General features: G+C 36.1%; 20 protein-coding genes. 13 read left to right on the top strand and 7 right to left on the bottom strand.

The window, feature by feature from the left end; translation table 11 throughout:
* Nucleotides 1-88: 88 nt before the first annotated feature.
* Nucleotides 89-685: a 4Fe-4S dicluster domain-containing protein gene (locus tag RUH74_RS05815; RefSeq protein WP_313799324.1), complete on the bottom strand. Its 597-nt coding sequence runs from the start codon at nt 683-685 to the stop codon at nt 89-91.
* A gap of 393 nt (nt 686-1,078) precedes the next feature.
* On the opposite strand from RUH74_RS05815, the gene RUH74_RS05810 reads away from it, so the two are divergent.
* The 3 genes from RUH74_RS05810 (at nt 1,079) to RUH74_RS05800 (ending at nt 4,538) form a co-directional block, all read left to right on the top strand.
* Entirely contained in the window at nt 1,079-2,563 is a 1,485-nt protein-coding gene (locus tag RUH74_RS05810) for an aldehyde dehydrogenase family protein (protein WP_313799323.1), read from the top strand.
* Between the two features lie 226 nt (nt 2,564-2,789).
* A complete protein-coding gene (locus RUH74_RS05805; protein ID WP_313799322.1) occupies nt 2,790-3,389 on the top strand; it encodes an SCO family protein in 600 nt (199 codons plus the stop codon).
* Nucleotides 3,390-3,521: 132 nt separating this feature from the next.
* Nucleotides 3,522-4,538 (top strand): DUF3231 family protein, encoded by a 1,017-nt coding sequence (locus RUH74_RS05800; protein ID WP_313799321.1) that lies wholly within the window; start codon nt 3,522-3,524, stop codon nt 4,536-4,538.
* Between the two features lie 88 nt (nt 4,539-4,626).
* Here the strand turns inward: RUH74_RS05800 and RUH74_RS05795 are convergent, their stop codons facing one another.
* Both RUH74_RS05795 and RUH74_RS05790 read right to left on the bottom strand, forming a co-directional pair.
* Nucleotides 4,627-4,761: a hypothetical protein gene (locus RUH74_RS05795; protein WP_313799320.1), complete on the bottom strand. Its 135-nt coding sequence runs from the start codon at nt 4,759-4,761 to the stop codon at nt 4,627-4,629.
* A 139-nt stretch (nt 4,762-4,900) separates the two neighbouring features.
* Nucleotides 4,901-7,270: a penicillin acylase family protein gene (locus tag RUH74_RS05790; protein ID WP_313799319.1), complete on the bottom strand. Its 2,370-nt coding sequence runs from the start codon at nt 7,268-7,270 to the stop codon at nt 4,901-4,903.
* Between the two features lie 232 nt (nt 7,271-7,502).
* On the opposite strand from RUH74_RS05790, the gene RUH74_RS05785 reads away from it, so the two are divergent.
* Nucleotides 7,503-9,122, top strand: coding sequence for an ABC-F family ATP-binding cassette domain-containing protein (locus tag RUH74_RS05785; RefSeq protein ID WP_313799318.1), 1,620 nt, complete (start codon nt 7,503-7,505; stop codon nt 9,120-9,122).
* Nucleotides 9,123-9,276: 154 nt separating this feature from the next.
* Here RUH74_RS05785 and RUH74_RS05780 read toward each other — a convergent pair whose 3' ends face one another.
* Nucleotides 9,277-9,417, bottom strand: coding sequence for a YuzL family protein (locus RUH74_RS05780; RefSeq protein ID WP_396229893.1), 141 nt, complete (start codon nt 9,415-9,417; stop codon nt 9,277-9,279).
* A gap of 110 nt (nt 9,418-9,527) precedes the next feature.
* On the opposite strand from RUH74_RS05780, the gene RUH74_RS05775 reads away from it, so the two are divergent.
* Nucleotides 9,528-9,770: a YkuS family protein gene (locus tag RUH74_RS05775; RefSeq protein ID WP_313799317.1), complete on the top strand. Its 243-nt coding sequence runs from the start codon at nt 9,528-9,530 to the stop codon at nt 9,768-9,770.
* Nucleotides 9,771-9,816: 46 nt separating this feature from the next.
* Here the strand turns inward: RUH74_RS05775 and RUH74_RS05770 are convergent, their stop codons facing one another.
* On the bottom strand, nt 9,817-10,749 hold the full coding sequence (locus tag RUH74_RS05770) for a substrate-binding domain-containing protein (protein ID WP_313799316.1): 933 nt from the start codon (nt 10,747-10,749) through the stop codon (nt 9,817-9,819).
* Nucleotides 10,750-10,867: 118 nt separating this feature from the next.
* Here RUH74_RS05770 and modA point away from each other — a divergent pair, with 118 nt between their 5' ends.
* The 7 genes from modA to RUH74_RS05735 all read left to right on the top strand — a co-directional run bounded on the left by modA (nt 10,868) and on the right by RUH74_RS05735 (nt 17,676).
* On the top strand, nt 10,868-11,683 hold the full coding sequence (gene modA / locus RUH74_RS05765) for a molybdate ABC transporter substrate-binding protein (protein WP_313799315.1): 816 nt from the start codon (nt 10,868-10,870) through the stop codon (nt 11,681-11,683).
* Nucleotides 11,684-11,688: 5 nt separating this feature from the next.
* Entirely contained in the window at nt 11,689-12,342 is a 654-nt protein-coding gene (modB, locus tag RUH74_RS05760; protein ID WP_313799314.1) for a molybdate ABC transporter permease subunit, read from the top strand.
* Nucleotides 12,343-12,441: 99 nt separating this feature from the next.
* The gene (locus RUH74_RS05755; protein ID WP_313799313.1) at nt 12,442-12,894 is read left to right on the top strand and encodes a cupredoxin domain-containing protein; all 453 of its coding nucleotides are present in this window, start codon (nt 12,442-12,444) and stop codon (nt 12,892-12,894) included.
* A gap of 414 nt (nt 12,895-13,308) precedes the next feature.
* Entirely contained in the window at nt 13,309-15,534 is a 2,226-nt protein-coding gene (gene pflB / locus RUH74_RS05750) for a formate C-acetyltransferase (RefSeq protein WP_313799312.1), read from the top strand.
* A 242-nt stretch (nt 15,535-15,776) separates the two neighbouring features.
* On the top strand, nt 15,777-16,505 hold the full coding sequence (gene pflA / locus RUH74_RS05745; RefSeq protein WP_313799311.1) for a pyruvate formate-lyase-activating protein: 729 nt from the start codon (nt 15,777-15,779) through the stop codon (nt 16,503-16,505).
* A 95-nt stretch (nt 16,506-16,600) separates the two neighbouring features.
* Nucleotides 16,601-17,317: a hypothetical protein gene (locus RUH74_RS05740; RefSeq protein WP_313799310.1), complete on the top strand. Its 717-nt coding sequence runs from the start codon at nt 16,601-16,603 to the stop codon at nt 17,315-17,317.
* Nucleotides 17,318-17,454: 137 nt separating this feature from the next.
* Nucleotides 17,455-17,676, top strand: a complete 222-nt coding sequence (locus RUH74_RS05735; RefSeq protein WP_313799309.1) for a hypothetical protein — start codon at nt 17,455-17,457, stop codon at nt 17,674-17,676.
* A 501-nt stretch (nt 17,677-18,177) separates the two neighbouring features.
* Here RUH74_RS05735 and RUH74_RS05730 read toward each other — a convergent pair.
* Complete coding sequence (locus tag RUH74_RS05730) at nt 18,178-19,008, bottom strand: glycerophosphodiester phosphodiesterase (RefSeq protein ID WP_313799308.1); 831 nt, start codon at nt 19,006-19,008, stop codon at nt 18,178-18,180.
* A 556-nt stretch (nt 19,009-19,564) separates the two neighbouring features.
* Nucleotides 19,565-20,386 (bottom strand): sulfite exporter TauE/SafE family protein, encoded by an 822-nt coding sequence (locus RUH74_RS05725; protein ID WP_313799307.1) that lies wholly within the window; start codon nt 20,384-20,386, stop codon nt 19,565-19,567.
* A gap of 114 nt (nt 20,387-20,500) precedes the next feature.
* On the opposite strand from RUH74_RS05725, the gene RUH74_RS05720 reads away from it, so the two are divergent.
* Nucleotides 20,501-21,406 (top strand): LysR family transcriptional regulator, encoded by a 906-nt coding sequence (locus tag RUH74_RS05720; protein WP_313799306.1) that lies wholly within the window; start codon nt 20,501-20,503, stop codon nt 21,404-21,406.
* The last annotated feature ends 97 nt before the right edge of the window (nt 21,407-21,503 follow it).

The following is a 21,503-nucleotide window of genomic DNA, read 5'->3' as shown; positions in this document are numbered from 1 at the left end:
TATTTTATCTATCAATTTATTTAAAGTGGCTTAAATTTGTTGAGCAGTATGTATATAATCTAAGAGCTCCTGCCACTAAAAACCTCTTTTAAAATAACCCCTTAATTTCTCGTGGTTTAATTCTTATCGCTACTGGGTTATCTACGACACATCTTTCTTCACATATCCCGCAGCCCACACATTTTTCTTGGTCAATAATAGGGGCAAAAACTGCATGTGTTGGGTCATCAGGCTTAACATAAATATTTAGTTTAATTGCTTCATCTATGAGGGGGCATTCACGGTAGCATACTTCGCATCGCATCCCTTGGTAAGCAATGCAGTTCTTCGTGTCAATCACTGCTGTTCCCATTTCCACATCGTATACATTGTTTATTCCTGCTAAAGCATCTGTTGGACATACCTTGACACAAGGGTAGTCGTCACAAAGCCGGCATGGATTGTCCCGTGCATCTATATATGGCGTACCAATTCCAAATCCTAAGTTCTCTTTTCCCATTTTGATAGAATCATAGGGACAAGCCTGATTACACTTGCCGCATCTAACACATAAGGCAAGAAACTCATCTTCGTCAGCAGCTCCAGGAGGACGCAGCACTGTTTTATTCCCAGCCTTCATCATACCAAGCAGCTCATATGCAGCGAGACCACCAATCAATAATTTGAAAAATCCCGCACCTTTCATTCGGTTGCCCTCCTTTTACCCAAATCCTCTGACTGATTCCTGGAAAATCTTATATTTATCGTATTCTTTACTAAAATGTACTTCTGTGACTTTTTTCACGAATCACAGAATGTTCAAAAGTTCGTGAAATAGCGCCAATACTGACATTTTCTGTACTACTAAAAAATTGTTCACCTTTAGTTCAAACTACTGCCATTTTTCTGACATATTTAGGTTGGAAGAATAAGTGACAATAGAATAGAAGTGTCGATTACTGTCAGAATATTTGTTTAATTATTCATTGATTATCAAATTTTCATAGTGTTAACATAGTATTGTAAGCGTTAACAAAAGCATTCTTCTTAAACTAGCAGCATGAAATACATAGATTACTATTTTTAAAGGAGGAGTATAATGAATCAATTAACAGTTAGTTTAAAAGAAAAGGTAGAAAAATTTCTAAGCGGAAAAAAACATCTATATATTAATGGAGAGTTTGTGGAAAGCAAATCTCAAAAAACCTTTGAAACATATAATCCGGCTACAGGTGAAGTACTAGCTAACGTATTCGAAGCGGGTCCTGAGGATATTGATCTTGCTGTGAAAGCTGCAAGAAAGGCGTTTGATGAAGGACCTTGGTCTAAGATGAGTGCGGCGAAAAGAAGCAGGCTTATGTATAAGCTTGCAGATTTAATGGAAGAAAATAGTGCAGAATTAGCACAATTGGAAACATTAGATAATGGGAAGCCTATTCGTGAAACAACAAATGCGGATATCCCGCTTGCAGTTGAGCATATGCGTTATTATGCTGGTTGGTCAACGAAAATTGTAGGTCAAACCATTCCTGTTAGTGGTCCGTTTTTCAACTATACGCGCCATGAAGCAGTAGGCGTTGTTGGACAAATTATTCCATGGAACTTCCCGCTCTTAATGGCCATGTGGAAATTAGGTGCAGCCCTAGCCACAGGCTGTACAGTTGTATTAAAACCTGCGGAGCAAACACCGCTATCTGCCTTATATTTAGCAGAATTAATTGAAGAAGCTGGTTTCCCTGCTGGTGTCGTTAATATTGTACCAGGATTTGGTGAAACAGCTGGGCAGCCATTAGTTGATCATCCGCTAGTTGACAAAATTGCATTTACCGGTTCAACTGAAGTTGGCAAAATGATTATGGAGAGAGCATCTAAATCATTAAAGAGAGTTACGCTTGAATTAGGAGGAAAATCACCTAATATTATTCTCCCAGATGCAGATTTAACGAAAGCAATACCAGGTGCTTTAAATGGGGTCATGTTTAATCAAGGCCAAGTGTGCAGTGCTGGTTCTCGTGTATTTATTCAAAAGAAACAATTCGATAATGTTGTTGCTGATATGGTTAGTCATGCGAAGAATATTAAACAAGGTGCTGGGATTCATGCAGATACTGAAATTGGCCCGCTCGTTTCAACTGAACAGCAAAATCGGGTACTAGGCTATATTGAAAAGGGTGTCAGCGAAGGTGCACAGCTTCTTGTTGGCGGTGAAAAACCACAGGAGCAAGGATATTTTGTCTCCCCTACTATTTTTGCAGATGTACGGGATGAAATGACGATTGCGAAAGAAGAGATTTTTGGTCCTGTCATTTCAGCTTTGCCATATGAGGATTTAGACGAGTTAATTAACCGTGCTAATAACAGTGAGTATGGTTTAGCTGCTGGAGTTTGGACACGTGATATCGCCAATGCCCATTACGTTGCAAGCAAGCTCCGCGCTGGAACAGTATGGGTGAATTGCTATAATGCCTTTGATGCAGCTTCTCCATTTGGTGGATATAAGCAGTCTGGAATGGGGCGTGAAATGGGATCCTATGCACTTAATAACTATACTGAAGTAAAAAGTGTTTGGGTTTCAATGAAATAATAAAATGATAGATAACGAAAAAAGGAACTTGAAGGTTCCTTTTTTCTGTTGATGATCTATCTTGCATTTAACCAAGTCTTTTTCATTCACCCTCTCCTCTTGTAAATGGAGAATAACCCTAAAATTGAAATCTCCTTTGAAAACCTATGATTGAAATCACATGTTCACAGATTATCCATAGGATTTTCGGTTAGTTTTCATTATCCTTATAAAGGGAGGGTTAATAATGAAAAAAATATATGTCATTTGTTCAATTATTGTTGTTCTTGGAATTACTGCAGGTATATCCTTTTTTATCATTCGTGACATGACCTCAAAGATTCCAGATAATATTTCACTCGTTACTATGCATAATGAGAAGTATGAATTTTCTAATTCAGACAATAAGTTAAAATTAGTTGAATTTATGTATACACATTGCCCAGATATTTGTCCGACCACAACGCAAAGAATGAACCTATTGAAAAATGATTTGGTTGCCGAAGGTGTATTCGGAAAGAATGTTGAATTTATATCCGTAAGTATTGATCCATACCGGGATACTCCTGAAGAAATGTTGACCTATATGAAAACATTTGATATAGAGGATGACGGAAATTGGACGCTTTTGACAGGTGACCAAAAAAATATAAAGCAGGATCAAAGGGAAATTCGGGAATTGGCTGAAGCATTCCAATTTCAATACCGCGATCCTGGTGATGGCTTCTATGTCCATAGTACCTTTGTATACTTATTGGATGAGAACAATAAATTCATTAAAAAATTCCCAATGGGAGAGGACTTTAATAAGGACGAAGTATTTAAGAAAATTATGAAGGAAATATAAAAATTTCAAAGCGAGGAAAGAAAAATGTTCATTTTTCTTTCCTCGCTTTTTTCTTAAATGAATTTATAAAGTATAGAGGTTGTATCGTTTTCCATTATTCGGGAAAAATACGATAAAAAGGAGGAAGATAGATTGCTCGATAAAAATGAAATGGTAAAATTAACTTCTGCAGAGATTTCATGCTTATGGGGAACATTTATAAACGATACAATGGTTAATTGTGTGATAACTCACTTTTTGGAAACTGCTGACGATCCAGAAATAAAAACGATTCTGGAGGAAGCATTGCAAGTGGCAAAAAGCCATATGCATTCAATTGAAGCTATTTTTCTTAAAGAAAAGATTGTTGTACCTAATGGATTTCCAGTAGAAAAGCATGTTATACCTTATGCTCCTAAACTTTTTTCTGATATTTTTTATTTGCAATTCGTTTTGCAGTTAGCTAGATTTGGGATCACTTCCCATACTACTGCTTTTACACTGTCTGCGAGGGAAGATATTCGGCAGCTGTACAGTGACTTTATGGATGATACTTCCCAGATTTATAACCATACCGTTGATCTTATGCAAACTAAAGGTGTATTTGTGCAGATGCCAAATATGACCTATCCATTTGACGTTGATTATGTCGATGAAAAGAAATTTTTAACAGGATGGTTCGGCAGACGTCGAGCACTGCTTGGGATGGAAGTTACACATTTAGTAGCGAATGCAGTAAATAATGAGGTTGGCAAATCAACTTGTGTTGGGTTCTCACAAGTTGCAGAAGAACAGGTGCTTCGTGACTATTTTCTTCGCGGGAAGCATGTATGCTCACATCTTTTAAGTTCCATTCATGAAATACTTGAAGATAGCGATGTACCTGCAGCAATGTCCGGGGATCAAAACGTGACAAATTCAACGAGTCCTCCATTTTCAGATCAGCTAATGCTTTATATTGTTGGTGTACTTTCCAATCTTGGAATAGCCTCCTACGGTACAGGAATTTCAGCCAGTATGCGCAGAGATATCGTTTCAATGTATCTTGGATTTATGTCTAAAGCTGGGTCCTACGGGGAAGATGGGATGAATCTAATGATTGAGCGAAATTGGTTGGAAAAGCCTCCCCAATTTGATGACCGTGATAAATTAGCTAGAAGGAAAAACTAAGTAATAAAAGGACTATCGCGTTATTGAAATAATGGCTGTCCCTATAAATCAAGTTTAATTGATTTAAGGGACAGCTTCCCTTTGTTTCCTAATTTGTCGTTGTAGTCAATCTTTTATTTTGCGGAAGTGAGATCAGCATTTTTGATCTTGGTTTTGTAAAGCTTACATTAATACCTGCTTTTTTTAAACGGGTTACCAATTCAACGAGCTGTTTTTTGGCCACAATAAAAACTCCTTTTTTATCCTGCCTGTATGGATTTATTGTACATGAAAAATATGAAAAAATTATGAACAATAGGTCGTTTTTTCAAAATTAAATAATAAGGATTTTGGCATATTTCACAAATTATTCAAAGTTATGTTTATGGATTTAGTGTTAGTTTTTCGCCTTTTACATCCGTCAGATAGGTTTGATGGTAGTCACCTGTAATCCATGCCTTCATCTGGCTGTGATACCATTGGCTTAATGGATGCTCAGATTGACCGGGACCTACTAGATGGTAGCCTACGTTCATCTCTGCTGTATCAATGACAAATCTCCAAGAGCCTCCGTGATTAACCGTGCCGTCCTCCTTATTTGCCGCTGCTTGTACTGTTACTGAGCTTCCTCCTACTGGAATGCTGCCTTCTTTATTAAATAAATAGTTTAATGGTTTAACACTTGATAATGAATGCGGGAAGTAAATTCGATGGTATTCCCCCCACTTCCATTTAGCAGGTGTGCTACCCTGCAGCTTTTCCGCTTCCTTTATAGCCATCTGGAAAGATTTATGCAATACATTAGAAAGCCCGCCCTTTTCCTTGATCCAAGGACCCTCATTGCCTTGTGCTGCTCTTCTAATTAATTCATCGACCGCTTGTTTTTGTCCTTTGAATAATCCTCTCATTTCCGTTGAAATTTCATCTTGAAAAAGCACATCTGAAATCTTCTTCATCCAAAGATTAAAGATTAGAGGTGCTGCTCCATCTTTACTATCTTGATAATTCCAATCTTTTAAAATAGCAAGTGCTGCTTTCTCGTTTCCTTTTATTAATGAAGAATCCAAATTTGCTATAAAAATAGGAACAAACTCTTCTGCCTGTAAGTTTTTCTGATCCATCTGCAGAGCCATCATATCTTTTACAGTTAATTTTTCATTTGTCTTTAGAAATTCCTGAATCCTCATTTGTCGGTATGGTTGTGCCCAATCATTGCTAATATGATAAGGATAGCTTTCATCTGAGACTTTATTGTTTGCTGTTGAAATGAATCCTTCCTCTGGATTTACCGTTTTTGGTAGCTCTTCATATGGAATATAACCATCCCATCCATATTCATCCGTCCAACCAGGTACTGGGAGAATACCTTGCCCTTGTTTACGAATAGGAATTTTTCCGTTTGCTTTATAAGCAATGGTTCCATCTTGTGAGGCAAATACAAAATTTTGAGCAGGTGTATGAAAGAGCTCAAGTGCTTTTTCAAATTGTTCCCAATTAGCAGCTTTGTTCATCTCAATTATTGCCTCCAATTCAACAGAAGGCTCAAGCGCAGTCCATTGGAGAGAAAGTACTTCTTCCTTTCCGCTTTCTTCTGCAAACTCAGAAATAACTGGTCCATGATGAGTTATTGTTACTTCATAGTCTATTGTTTCCTTATCCTTTACCTTAATGGGCTCTTTCACTATTGTAGCTTCTACCCATTTATCATTATAAAAAAACTCTTTTGGATTATCTGGATTTCTTTTTTCAATATATAGGTCCTGGACATCTGGCCCCGTATTTGTTACTCCCCATGCTACTTGATCATTATGACCTAAGATAATTCCAGGTATTCCTGCAAAAATAACCCCGCTTACATTCATTTCTGGTGACTGTAAATGCATTTGATACCAGATAGAAGGTGTGCTGAGCGATAAATGTGGATCATCTGCCAACAATGGTCTGCCAGAGGCTGTTTTCTTTCCGCTTACAACCCAGTTGTTGCTCCCGTTGAATTCTGGCGGGATAATCGCAGAGGCAAGACTTTTTTCGATATCGAGCTTATCTGCACCGATAATGTAAGGAGCATTTGCTGGGTATGATGGAAATAAATCGTATGCTTTTTCTTCTGAAAAATTTTGAAGCAAATAATATCTAAATGCCTGACTTTCCCAATGCCCTCCCAGATCATAAGCCATGTACTTTCCAATTGTTAAGGAATCAATCGGCATCCATTCTTCAGGCTGGTAGCCTAAGAGCTTGAATCCTATTGGCCATTTTCCATTTTCCTCAAGTTCTTTCATGTATATATTTACTCCTTCTGCAAACCAACCCAATATTTCTTTTGCTTCATTTGAATATTGATTATACGAGGCTTCAGCAGCACGCCTTAAACCTAGTGTGCGAAAGTACTTATCATTATCCACAGTCGCTTCCCCAATGACCTCACTGAGCCTTCCTGAAGCTTGACGTCTGCTTAAATCCATTTGAAAGAGACGGTCCTGTGCCTGAATGTACCCTTGTGCAATGTATAAGTCCCGTTCATTCTTTGCGAGAATATGTGGCACTCCACTGTCATCCCTTGTTACTTCAACTGCTGATGAAATGGAACCGATATTGATTTCACCTTTCGTCACTGGAAGTGATCGTGAAATATATAAATAGATTGAAATGGCTGCAATCACAATGATTATGGCTAGGATAGCTAGTGACCAAAGGAAGATTTTTTTCCAATTAGTTTTTTGCGTTATTTGTCTCTTCTGTATGACTTCCATTTTGCATTAAATCCTCCTTTTATTCTAAGGATAATAAATTATTTTCTTAAACAATAATTCGATAAATTCATGATACTTCCTCCTAGTTATCAAAAATTTCTGATTTCCATTTGGTATCTTACTTAATTACGAGCTATTGGCTATTAAATAGTACCCTTTCAATAATATTCGCGATTCAGAAAGGAAAATGTTATACTTAAAAGGATTATGTTTTTTGGAGGAATATAAATAGATGATAACGGTTAGTAATGTAGGTCTTCGCTATGGCGATCGTAAGCTATTTGAAGATGTGAATATTAAATTTACGCCCGGCAACTGCTACGGTTTAATTGGTGCAAATGGTGCAGGGAAATCAACTTTTTTGAAAATCTTATCAGGGCAAATTGAAGCCCAGACGGGTAATGTTCAGCTTGGACCTGGTGAACGTATGGCTGTCCTAAAACAGAACCACTTCGAGTACGAGGAATTCGAAGTATTGAAGGTCGTGATTATGGGTCATACACGTCTGTATGAAGTCATGCAGGAAAAAGATGCGATCTATATGAAAGCAGATTTTACAGATGAAGATGGAATGAAGGCAGCTGAACTTGAAGGTGAGTTTGCAGAACTTAACGGTTGGGAAGCTGAGTCCGAAGCAGCTATACTCTTGAAGGGTCTTGGAATTGGTGAAGATCTTCATGATAAAAAAATGGCTGACTTATCCGGTTCTGAAAAAGTGAAGGTATTGCTTGCGCAGGCATTATTTGGCAAGCCAGACGTTCTCCTATTAGATGAACCGACAAACCACTTGGATATCAAAGCCATTCAATGGCTTGAAGAATTTTTAATTAATTTTGAGAATACGGTTATTGTTGTTTCCCATGACCGTCATTTCTTGAATAAAGTTTGTACACATATTGCTGATCTCGATTATGGGAAAATTCAAATCTATGTTGGTAACTATGATTTCTGGTATGAATCCAGCCAGCTTGCTTCAAGAATGGCACAAGATGCAAATAAGAAAAAAGAAGAGAAAATCAAAGAGCTTCAAGCGTTTATTGCACGTTTTAGTGCAAATGCATCAAAATCGAAGCAAGCAACATCTCGTAAAAAGCTTCTTGATAAAATCTCTCTTGATGATATAAAGCCTTCTTCTCGTCGTTATCCTTTTGTAGGGTTTACGCCTGAAAGGGAAATCGGCAATGATTTACTTCGTGTAGAAGGAATAAGTAAAACTATTGATGGAGTTAAAGTATTAGATAATATTAGCTTCATTATGAATAAAGATGACAAAATTGCATTAGTTGGAACAAATGAGATTGCGAAAACGACTTTATTCAAAATCCTAGCTGGTGAATTAGAGGCAGATAGCGGTTCCTTTAAATGGGGAGTAACAACTTCTCAAGCCTATTTTCCGAAAGACAACTCCAAGTATTTTGAAAACAGTGACTTAAATCTCGTTGATTGGCTTCGTCAATTCTCACCAGATGACCAAAGCGAAAGCTTCCTTCGCGGCTTCCTTGGACGAATGCTATTCTCTGGTGAGGAAGTATTAAAGAAAGCGAGTGTACTTTCTGGAGGAGAAAAAGTTCGCTGTATGCTTTCAAAAATGATGTTAAGCGGTGCAAACGTTCTAATGCTTGATGAACCAACGAACCATTTGGATCTCGAGTCAATTACTGCTTTAAATAATGGTCTGATAAATTTTAAAGGCTCAATGATTTTTGCTTCCCATGATCATCAGTTCATTCAAACAATTGCCAACCGGATTATTGAATTAACGCCTAATGGCATGATTGATAAGCAAATGTCATATGATGAGTATTTAGAAAATGGCGATTTGCAAAAGCAAATAGCTGAAATGTATAAATAAAGAAGTTAAAAGAATGAAGAAATCGGCGATTTTAGCCGATTTCTTTTTTATATAAAGTACGCTTCTTTCAAATTTGTGTCCTGTCTAGCTCTTCTTTGGACTTCCCATCATCATTTGAGGTCGGACCAATACAGATTCAAGTAAGGTGCTTTTTTTATATATCCTGTTTTTTCTTTTTATGACGAGCTGAAGATGAGGCGAAACTGCCTGTTTCTATATTTGTAGTCCCCTGCCCTTTTACTTCTGGGGAGCTCAACCCTGCCTTTGATGGATCCTTTTTACGCTTTCCCAACATGTATCACCTCCCCCCTTACTTTTTCATTATATTTTCAATTTTATACTATAAAATTGAGAATAATTGGGGCAGAGTAAAGGCATTATACAACATAGGAGGTGTGATTTATTATGAAAAAAATTGCAGTTGAACAATCTTTAACAAATGTTTCAGAAGCGCTTCGTGAAAAAGGCTATGATGTCGTTGATTTGAAATCAGCTGCCGATGCCGAAAATTGCTCATGCTGTGTGGTAAGCGGAATGGATTCAAATGTTATGGGGATGCAGGATGTATCAACAAAAGCTCCTGTCATTGAGGCTAGCGGATTAACAGCTGACGAAGTTTGTTCCGAGGTGGAATCAAGATTACAATAAACTTGAAAAAAGACTAAAGATTTATCCTCTTTAGTCTTTTAATTATTCAAAACGTTTCATACATAACCTTTCCTGTTTCTGTCATATCATAATCACCCATTAAATGTATGTCTTTTTTCATTTCCTCGGAGCTCAATATGTCTTTAATCAGTTGAATGATATTTTTATTTTCATTACTTTTTATTAATACCAGGTCATATCGTTCTTTAATTAGAGGGATAAATTCGACACCGACAATTTTTGCTGCTTTTTCTATCCCTATTCCTATATCCGCTTTTCCCCCAGCAATCGCTGATGCAATCGTTAAATGACTTGTTTCTTCACTATAATAGCCATTTACTTCGCTTGACTTAATTCCATGAACTCTCAGCTGCTCATCCAATAGAATTCTTGCCCCAGCCCCTTTTTCACGGTTTATCATTTTTACATCTTCTCTATTTAAATCAGCCCAACCTTTAATGTTTTTCGGATTTCCATTTTTGACATATAGACCAGCCCATCTAGATAAAAAGTTAATAACGATAAACGGTAAACCGGTAAGGACTTTTTTTACATATGGGATATTATATGTTCCTGTATCCCCATCAAATAGATGCAAGCTAACTAAATCACACTTATTATGATACATTTCAATTAAACTGTTTAAACTGCCGGAATAAACACGTAAAGGACGCAAACCTTCTTCCCTCTTTTCAAGCTGCTTGGCAAGTAAATCTAATGCTAGGTCCTGACCGCTGATCACAAAGGACTTTTGCTGGTTTTCAGGAAATTTCTTTTGAGTAAAAGGTACATTTCTTTTGCCCCCGGTTTTTTTCTTCTCTTTATATTCTTCTAAATCCTTCCAATCCACTCTCATTTGCCTGCCAACCCGATAGGACCGTAATTCATCTTTTTTTATTAAATCATATACGGTTAGCTTTGAGACCTTTAGTAAGGAAGCAACTTCTTCAATTGTGTATGAAACAACATTCTCAGACATAAAATCCTTCCAATCTTTTTTATTTATGTGATAAATATTACTGTTATAATTAGTTATATCTAATTATAATTGATTATAAGTTGTTATATAAAATTATAATTAGATAGGGTGGTACAAAATGAAATGTAAAGGTTTAATGATTCTTCCTCTTTTGCTGTTAATGTTACTTACTAGCGGATGCTCGAAAAACCAATCTGAAGAACAAACGATAAAGAAATCAATTGAAAAAGAAGGAGAAACAGTCGAGCTTACAATTTCGGCCGCAGCAAGTTTAGAAGACGCAATGAATGAAATAAAACCTTTGTTTGAAAAAGAAAATATACATATTAAGCTTTTATTTAATTATGGCGGCTCTGGGTCACTTCAGAAACAAATTATTCAAGGAGCCCCTGTTGATCTCTTCTTTTCAGCAGCCAAAGATCAATACAATGAACTCATAACTAAGGGGCTTATAGATGAAACGCAAGGCAAAGATTTATTAGAAAATTCCCTTGTATTAATCATACCAAAAGAATCGAACCAACGGATAAAAGGATTTGCCGATTTATCAAAGCTTGAGAACGGGAAACTTGCGCTTGGTACGCCAGAAGCGGTCCCTGCTGGAAAGTACGGGAAACAAACACTAGAAAAAATGAATATTTGGAGCGAAGTGGAGAATCAGCTTGTTTTTGCAAAAGATGTAAGACAAGTGTTAACATATGTAGAAACTGGGAATGTCGATGCTGGGATTGTATATAAAACAGATGCGTTAACATCAGAAAAAGTTGAAATTGTTGAGGAAGCGGAAAAAACTAGTCACGATCCAATCGTTTATCCAGTAGGCATTGTGAAAGGAACGAAACATATGCAAGAAGCTGAAAGCTTTTTTCAATTCCTCCAAGAGGAATCTGCGAAAGAAATATTTGAAGAATACGGATTTATTGTATTGGATTGATTGAAATGAATGATGCTTTTATCTCACCCGTGCAATTATCATTAAAAATTGCGTTCGTATCACTAATTATTGTTTTTGTATTTGGGATTCTTTTAGCAAAATTTATGAGTAAAAAGAAGTTTAAGGGGAAGGTCATTGCTGAAACAATGCTTTTGCTCCCTCTTGTTCTTCCGCCAACCGTTATCGGTTTTCTTTTAATAGTCATTTTTGGGAATACTAGTCCTGTGAGTAAATGGATTGAATGGATTTTTGATCAGCCAGTAATGTTTACTTGGTGGGCTGGTGTGATTGCATCAACCGTTGTTGCTTTGCCACTTATGTATCAATCAGCTAAAACAGGATTTTCAACGATTGATCCTGCCGTAGAAGAAGCTGCAAGAGTAGACGGAGCTGGGGAGTGGAAAGTATTCTTTTTTGTGACAATGCCTCTTGCCTATCACTCTCTGATTTCTGGGGCTATTCTTAGCTTTGCGAGAGCTTTAGGCGAATTTGGTGCCACATTAATGTTTGCCGGCAATATACCTGGAAAAACTCAAACCATGTCTACTGCGATTTATATGTCAATTGAATCTGGAAATATGAAACTTGCATGGCTTCTAGTCATAACGATGATTATTATATCTTTTTTTATGTTACTTGTTGCCGCTAAATTTAAATAGTTTACTTAAATCATTGAAAATAATCATAAAGTAGACAAGTTCATCCCCCCTCCTTGCATATCTATAGTAATAGACAACTATTTGTAAGGGGGAGAAAAAATGCCATTTTTTGTACTAAAAAAAAGGTCCATTTTCATGTTTCTCATCTTAATTACTGTTGTAGCCTCGGCAGCTGTTTGGTTAATTATGAACACGGGTGCTGAAACAGTTCTTAATCAAGAAACAAAGGGGAAAGCCCGTGAGATTCATATGGTTACAGGAGAATTTAAAACAACATTGTCCGATGGGAAAGAAATAGAAGCGTATCGATGGGATCCAGGAACAATATTTATGGAAAAAGGGGAAAAAGTAAATTTAATGATCTCTGGTGTAAATGGTGCAGCGCATCCTTTTTCAATTGAGGGAACAGATATTGAAGGAATCGTAAAAAAAGGCGAAGAAACTGTTGTCCCACTGCAATTTAAAAAAGATGGCGTTTACAGGTTAATTTGTCATACCCACTATGATAAATCACAAAATGGACCGATGATCGCATATATTGTAGTTGATTAATAATTAATAGCAGAGGCACCGGAAATATACCGGTGCCTCTTGAATTTATATGGACATTTTCCACAAAACTCTATTAACCAAACTCATCCACTCTATTAATTCAGTAAATGCAATCTATCCATTTAACCATTTTCATAATGGTGTATTCCTATTGGAAAAACAATGGTAATAAATGATATGTGTAAATTATATAACAGAGTTATTAATTTTCATAGACGTTATAATACAGATAATCAAAAACAGTAAGAGTGATTCCAAGATTGATAATGCTCCCTTCACATAACCATTGACACATCAATGTTCACAATTAAGTCGAAAAGTTTGTGATTTCATTCACTAATTACCTGTTATACTGAAATTGTAAAAATTATTATCACCTGTATTACAATAACTATAAATTTGGGGTGAATGGCAATGGAACAATGGAGAGGCTTTAAAACTGGTATTTGGGAAAAAGAAGTAAATGTCCGAGACTTTATTATAAATAATTTTACACTTTATCTTGGAAATGAAACCTTTCTTGAAGGACCCACTGACGCAACGACCTCACTCTGGGATCAAGTGATGGAACTGACAAAGCAAGAACGAGAAAGCGGTGGTGTCCTTGATATGGATACTGAAATCGTTTCAACTATTACCTCACATGGACCAGGTTATTTAAATAAAGATAAAGAAAAAATCGTTGGGTTTCAAACGGATAAGCCATTTAAACGCTCCCTTCAGCCTTTTGGTGGTGTTCGGATGGCCATATCCGCCTGTGAATCCTATGGCTATAAAGCAAATAAAGAAATGGAAAAGATATTTACTGATTATAGAAAAACTCACAATCAAGGTGTATTTGATGCCTATACAGATGAAATGAAGCTTGCTCGCAAAGCCGGCATTATTACTGGTTTACCAGATGCCTATGGGCGCGGAAGAATTATCGGAGATTATCGCCGAGTTGCTCTATATGGTGTTGATGCACTAATGAATGCGAAGAAAGAGGATTTAATAGCAACTAGCCATGTAATGACAGAAGCTAATATAAGGCTCCGTGAAGAAATATCAGATCAAATTCGTTCATTACAAGAATTAAAGCAGCTCGCAGAGATGTATGGCTTTGATATTGCTGAGCCTGCTAGCAATGCAGCAGAAGCATTTCAATGGCTTTATTTTGCCTACCTTGCTGCAATTAAGGAACAAAATGGGGCTGCGATGAGTCTTGGCCGCGTATCAACATTCCTTGATATTTATTTAGAAAGAGATCTTCAAAACGGCGTGATAACTGAACAAGAAGCACAAGAGCTTGTCGATCATTTTGTAATGAAGCTTCGTCTTGTTAAATTTGCAAGAACACCTGATTATAACGAATTGTTTAGCGGGGATCCTACATGGGTAACGGAATCTATCGGTGGAATGGCATTGGACGGTCGCCCTTTAGTAACGAAGAATTCTTTCCGGTTCCTTCATACTTTAGATAACCTCGGTCCCGCACCAGAGCCGAATTTAACTGTTCTCTGGTCATCGAATCTGCCTGAAAACTTTAAGAAATATTGTGCAAACATGTCCATTAAAACGAGTTCTATTCAATATGAAAATGACGACTTGATGCTGCCTGAATTTGGAGATGATTACGGAATTGCCTGCTGTGTCTCAGCGATGAAAATTGGCAAACAAATGCAATTTTTTGGTGCACGTGCCAATTTAGCAAAAGCCCTTCTCTATGCAATAAATGGAGGGAAAGATGAAAAATTACATGCTCAAGTCGGTCCTAATTATGCACCAATAACTGGAGATCTGCTCAAATACGAAGAAGTGATGATTAAATTTGATTATATGATGGAATGGCTGGCAGAATTATATATTAATACGTTAAATATTATTCATTTCATGCATGACAAATACTGCTATGAGAGAATTGAAATGGCACTTCATGATTCAGAAGTCATTCGGACAATGGCAACCGGTATCGCTGGACTAAGTGTGGTGGCAGATTCATTAAGCGCTATTAAATATGGGCGGGTGAAAATCATTCGTGACGAAACTGGCTTGGCAGTTGATTTCATTACGGAAGGTAATTATCCTAAATACGGAAATAATGACGATCGAGTAGACGAAATGGCAATTGATATTCTTAAACGCTTTATGAAAAAACTAAAAAAGCATCAAACGTATCGTAATTCTGTTCATACATTGTCTATTTTAACGATTACGTCCAATGTTGTATATGGGAAGAAAACTGGAAATACACCTGATGGACGCCGTGCGGGAGAACCGTTTGCACCGGGAGCTAATCCAATGCATGGCCGGGATACGAAAGGTACACTCGCGTCCCTTTCTTCAGTTGCGAAGCTACCCTATCAATATGCGTTGGATGGTGTCTCAAATACTTTTTCTATTGTGCCTAAAGCGTTAGGAAAAGATGAGGAGAGCCGTATTCGCAATCTTGTATCTATTCTTGATGGCTACACAATTAAATCTGGACATCATTTAAACGTAAACGTCTTTAACCGAGAAACATTAGTAGATGCAATGGAGCATCCAGAATTATACCCACAATTAACTATTAGGGTGTCTGGTTATGCGGTAAACTTTATTAAACTGACAAAAGAACAGCAGTTGGACGTTATAAATCGTACGTTCCACGAGACTATGTAATAAGAAAAGCGGAAGCGCCTTGGTCATCGCCGTACAAACTGGAAGGGCTCCGACTGAGATATAGGAAACACGGTTTGCGTGAGCGAACCGATGTTGACTTATCGTAGGGAGGTGACCTGAAGTTTGATAGGTGATAGGCGCTGGAACTAGACAATAAGAAAAGCAGAAGCGTTCGAGAAACCAGCATTATTATCGATTTCTTTCACCCTCCCTCTTACCGCTCAAATGAAAGGAAGATGGTCATGATCGGAAACATACATTCAATTGAAACTTTTGGAACTGTTGATGGACCAGGCATTCGATTTGTTGTATTTACACAGGGCTGCCTTCTTCGCTGTCAATTTTGCCATAATGCCGATACGTGGGAAATAGGCACAGGCAAGCAAATGGCTGTTTCTGAAATCATGTCTGAATTAAAGTCCTATCTTCCCTTCATTGAAGCATCTGGAGGAGGCATTACTGTTAGTGGAGGTGAACCGCTGCTGCAAATCCCTTTCCTTATAAAACTCTTTAAAGAATGTAAGAAGGCTGGGATTCATACCACTATTGATTCTTCAGGTGCCTGTTATTCAAGTTCACCGCTATTTCAAGAACAATTAAAAGAGTTATTGCAATATACTGACCTCGTGCTACTCGACTTAAAACAGATTGATAAAGAGAAACACAAAAGGCTGACTGGTTTAACAAATGAACATATCTTAACATTTGCCCGCTACTTGTCTGATCATGAAATACCGGTTTGGATACGCCATGTACTTGTTCCAACCATTTCAGATGAGGAACAGGATTTAATAAAGCTAGGTAAGTTTATCCGTTCATTAAATAATGTACAAAAGGTCGAAGTCCTCCCCTACCATAAGCTTGGTGTATACAAATGGGAAGCGCTTGGTCTGGACTATCCATTAAAAGAAATTGACCCACCAAGCGAGGAAAAAACGGCTTGGGCTCTCCAAATCTTAACCAAAAATTAATACACTTACCTTAAATGCAGCATCTGACCATTGCTGCATTTTTTATTTTCTTCTTTTTCAAATGCAGTATAATAAAATGGAAGGGGTGGATATATTTGACAAATACTAATGCAAAAAAAACTAACATACTTCTGTTTTTCATTTTTATTAGTTTGATACTTGCTTCAAATTATTTTTTATATAGAATACCATTTCTAGGTCCGGTTCACAGTGGCGCGGTTATTGGGTCTATCCTCGATTTCATGCTTGTTATTCCTTTACTCACATACTTTTTTATCATCAGGAAGAGATATTCACTAAAGTACATGGGATTTGTAATCATTGCTGCTTATGGTGCTGCTTACTATATTATTCCGAATGAGCATTTTACTCAATATTCTTTTTTGCCCTATATGGCATTCGTTTCAGAAGGTTTACTCATTATCGTTGAGCTTTTCATTTTATACAAGGTACTATCAAAGCTTCCTAGACTCATAAGAAATTATCGATCCATTTCGAATCAAGAATCACTCTTTCAATTTAATGTAAGGAAATCCGTTCAAAATCTTCTGCCGAATAATCGTCTGATTGCAGTTCTTTTGACGGAGTTATCGATGTTCTACTATTCCCTCTTCGCTTGGAATAAAAAGGCTAACATTCAAAACGGGCGTTCGTTTACTTATCATAAAAAAACGAGTGTTAATGCTGTTTATATTATGCTTATCCATGCAACAGTCATTGAATCCATTGGATTTCATTATTTTCTTCATCAAATGAAGCGGTTTCTTACATTCTTTTATTCCTTAACGTATATGCCATACTTTATTTTCTAGCTGAAGTTCATGCCATTCGCCTTACCCCTTTTGTCCTCAAAAAAGAGTATCTTCTTCTGCAGACAGGCCTTTCGAAAAGCATGGTACTTCCTTTAGAGAAAATAAAAGAAATTAACTATTACGATGGCCCGGAAAAAATGAATAAAAAAGAGCTGAGTAACCTATTTGATGCAAGGGTTATTGATTTTTTTCAAGAAAAGCCACAATTTGAAATCCTTCTGAAGGAGCCTCAAGAGGCAAATTTTATTTATGGAATGAAAAAGGAAGTCAAACGGATTATTTTAAATGTTGATGATCCAGAAGCTTTTTATCAGGCTATTCAAAAAAGCATCTTGAATGATGAAACTGTTTCTGAGTAAGATATAGTTTTTTAATAGGCTAATTTCGTATTGAAGGTAATTAAAAATACAAAATTGTTGGTAAAAGAAAATAATGTATATAAAGGCATTTTACACATTCAAACGTTAAACTTTCATTCTTGGGTAAACTTTGTTGGAACTGTCTTACATTGGTTAAACGCAGGTGAAGGATTGGGTTATGAAGAATATATGCTGAAGAATATATTTTAAAATAAGGTTTGATTAATAATGCTCTCTTAAACTGCATTTTATGATAATTAATAACAATCCATTTTGAAAATTAGATTAATCAAAATGGATTGTTACCAATAAATTTATGTTTAGGTTTTATAAAAATGTTTGATTGTTGAGGATCAAGATAATGTTTATAATGCTGTCTTAAACTTATTTACTGAAGCACTCTTTACATTAAGTACATTTTTTTCAAAAAAACATCAACATTAATCCAAATAAAAAAAGGAATAGCAACTATCCCTTTTCTTATACCCTTTTACAAAAATATTAGTTTCTAGGATCTACATAATCCGGGTAATCAGTGATGATCGCGTCAACCTTCATATCGAATAGAAAGTCCGCTGCTTCTTGACTTCGTACCGTCCATGATCCAATTTGCATACCAAGAGAGTGAACTTGATTGACTAATTCTTTTGTCACAATTCCATAGTTTGGGTTAAACCAATCCGCATAGGTTGAAAATTCTTGTAAAGCCTCTGCTGTTGTATCTTTAAGGTTAGAAGTTAATACACCGATTGGAACTTCAGGAAGAAGCTGGTCCATTTTTTTCATTGATTCAAAGTTAAAAGATTGAATAATAATTTTTTCATTTTGCGGTTTATCGAGATTTCGTTCTTTTATTGCTTCTGCCACTTGTTTTTCAATACCTGGGTAAAGCTCTGGAGCCTTTAATTCTATTAAAATCCCAACTTTTCCATGGTAACGATCAAGAATCTCTTCAAATGTTGGAATTGGTTCTCCTGCAAATTGTTCCCCTTTCCAACTACCTGCATCAAGACTTCTAAGCTGTTCAAATGTTAAATCCCCTACTTTTCCCGTTCCATCTGTTGTACGATCCACTGTTGTATCATGAATCACTACTGTTTCACCATCTTTACTTCTTTGAACATCAATTTCAATATAATCGGCTTTCATCTCAACTGCTAGATCAAAACCAGCAATCGTATTTTCAGGTGCATATCCTGTTGCACCTCGATGTGCTACATTATCCACTTGTTTTCTTTCGCCTACTGTTGGTTCTTCTGCAAACGTCTGACTGAATGGGCTGAATAACAACGAAAAGGCCACCCCAGTTCCAATAAATAATTTTTTACTCATCTTCTCCATCTCCTATCTAAAATATGTATTCAAATATATACTAGGAAAGGAATGTTGAAGCAGTATGTAGATATATCTATAGCTTAATAAAGATTGTGTTAACAAAATCCGATCTTTTTCCTTACGTTTTTTTACAAATCTACTAATGGAATTTATAGAATAGAAATACTCTACTACGCCATTTTACCTACGTCTTTCAATAAGAGTAGATGTGATATAAAACATCAAGACAAATTCATATATAAAGCTTCCCTATTGAGTGAAGCTTTTTCTCTTCAACAGTATTTTTTCATCAAATAAGAATATTTTATCAGGAACAGTCAAAGGGATTTTTATGAATATCAATAAAAGGAATTGTGTCAATTATATCGAAGATAATAATCAACCAAATCTTTCATTATGATTTTCTATGTCGATTTCTGCTTGATACCGACCTTTATGGTATGCTTGGATAATTTGTTCCTCTGAAGGTTTGAAGTCTGAGTAATAAACTTTTAGTTAATTTGAATAACACCAAAATAATAATAATGGTAAAGATTAACCCTTCTATATAAATTTAAAGTGATAATATTTTATAAGCCATATGTGTTATTAAAAAGAACATAATTGTTATTAATAATGACTTTGCCATTTTCAATGAAGTTTTAGGTAAAACAAGTATGCCTAATTGGGAGCCAATAATGGAACCGATAGCCATCGCTAAAGCATATGACCATTGAATAAATCCAGTTTGATAAAAAATGATAAATGCTCCTGCACAACTTCCAAAAATTAAAACCCTCGTTAGTTGAACAGCTTTTAAATAAGTCTGTTCTTTTTTCATGTAATACAAAATACTAAATGTGGAGGAGCCGGGTCCGAATCCTCCATCATAAGCTGCTATAGAAAAGATAACGAAATGTGTCCATATTCTTTTTGTTGATTTATGATGAGCACCTTGAGCCGTCTCAATCCATCCCTTATTTTTTAAAGTAACAACTAAGGCAAAAAACAATAGAATACATGCGATTATATTCATTGTTTTTTCAGAGAGTTGTGCCATAATTAGAGCCCCTCCAACTCCGCCTAAAAATGCTGCAAGTAAGTTTTGAATAATTGTTTTAATACTTAGCTGCTTCAGTTGGATAAGATAGAATACACTTGAAAATGCAGCAATACCTGAGGAAAATTTATTAGTCGCAATACTAGTTTGAATAGGAATACCAGATAACATCATCGCAGGAAGTGTAATCAGTCCACCACCACCTGCTAAAGTTCCAATAAAAGAAGAAATGATTCCGATAAAGAATAGGATAATTAAGTGATAGTTTAAGGATGAAGCACTAACTAAATACAGAGCTAAGATAAGTAAAAATAATATAATTAATTGTCTTTTCATCATGTTCTCCTTTTTAATCGTCATTGATAATAAAAGGATATATAATGATTATTAATAAATCTAATATATATTTTTAAATGATTCATAAATATAATTTATGAAAGGATTTCGTATATGAATCTTCATGCACTGCGCCTCCTTATAAAAGTAGCTGAATTAAAAAGTGTTACAAAAGCAGCTGATGCCCTTTCAATCAGCCAACCGGCAGTAACCATTCAAATTAGAAATTTGGAAAAGGAAACGGGACTAAAACTAATAGAAACAGTGGGAAGAGGGATTAAGCTTACAAAAGAAGGAGAGTTTTTAGTTAAACGTGCTCTAACCTTATTTGATATGGAAAAGGATATTGAAAATAAGCTTTTTCAGCTAAAAAATGGTGAATTACAAGACCTGCGAATAGCCTCCACATATTTGCCAGCTAATTTTTTATTACCTGTATGGCTGGCAAAATTCAAAATGGATTTCCCATCTGTTAATGTGAACCTTTATAGTGGCAATTCCAATCAAGTATTAGAAAACTTACTTCGCTATAAGTCTGATATTGCTTTCGTAGTGAAGGAAGAGTGGAATAATCCTGATATTCATCTTGATCACTTAATGGATATCGATTTTTGGTTTATTGTTCCACATGGTCATAAATATGATGGACAAGGAGTTTCATTAAGAGAATTGATGGCGGAGCCTTTTTTATTAAGAGAAGACGGAAGTTCTACAAGGGAAATCCTATTCTCATTATGCAAAGTATATCGTGTCCCTATTCCCAGAATTGGATTGCAATATCCTGGTTTAAATGAATCGATTCGTTCTGTCCTTGCTGGATATGGTACTATGCTAGCCCCGGAGCTAGCAGTTAGAGAATATTGGGAACGAGGGGAATTAGGCAGAGTGATTGTTAAAGAAATTGAGGTAAGACGACCTGTTTATATTTGCAGCCGTAAAAATGACAAAGAATTTCCAATAAATCTGAATAGATTTATTGATTATGTAAAAAGCAGTTATGAGGTACAAAATCCTATATAAATTCTGCCTATCAACACAGGATTTTTAATCAAACTTTATTAAAAATGATCAATCCTTATTACTAAATTACACCTTTCATTCATAAAAATAAGCCAAG

It is taken from the genome of Cytobacillus sp. (assembly GCF_032154635.1).
Lineage (GTDB): Bacteria > Bacillota > Bacilli > Bacillales > Cytobacillaceae > Cytobacillus.
The sequence above is the reverse complement of the archived record's forward strand: the minus strand, read 5'-3'. Positions and strand labels throughout refer to the sequence as shown.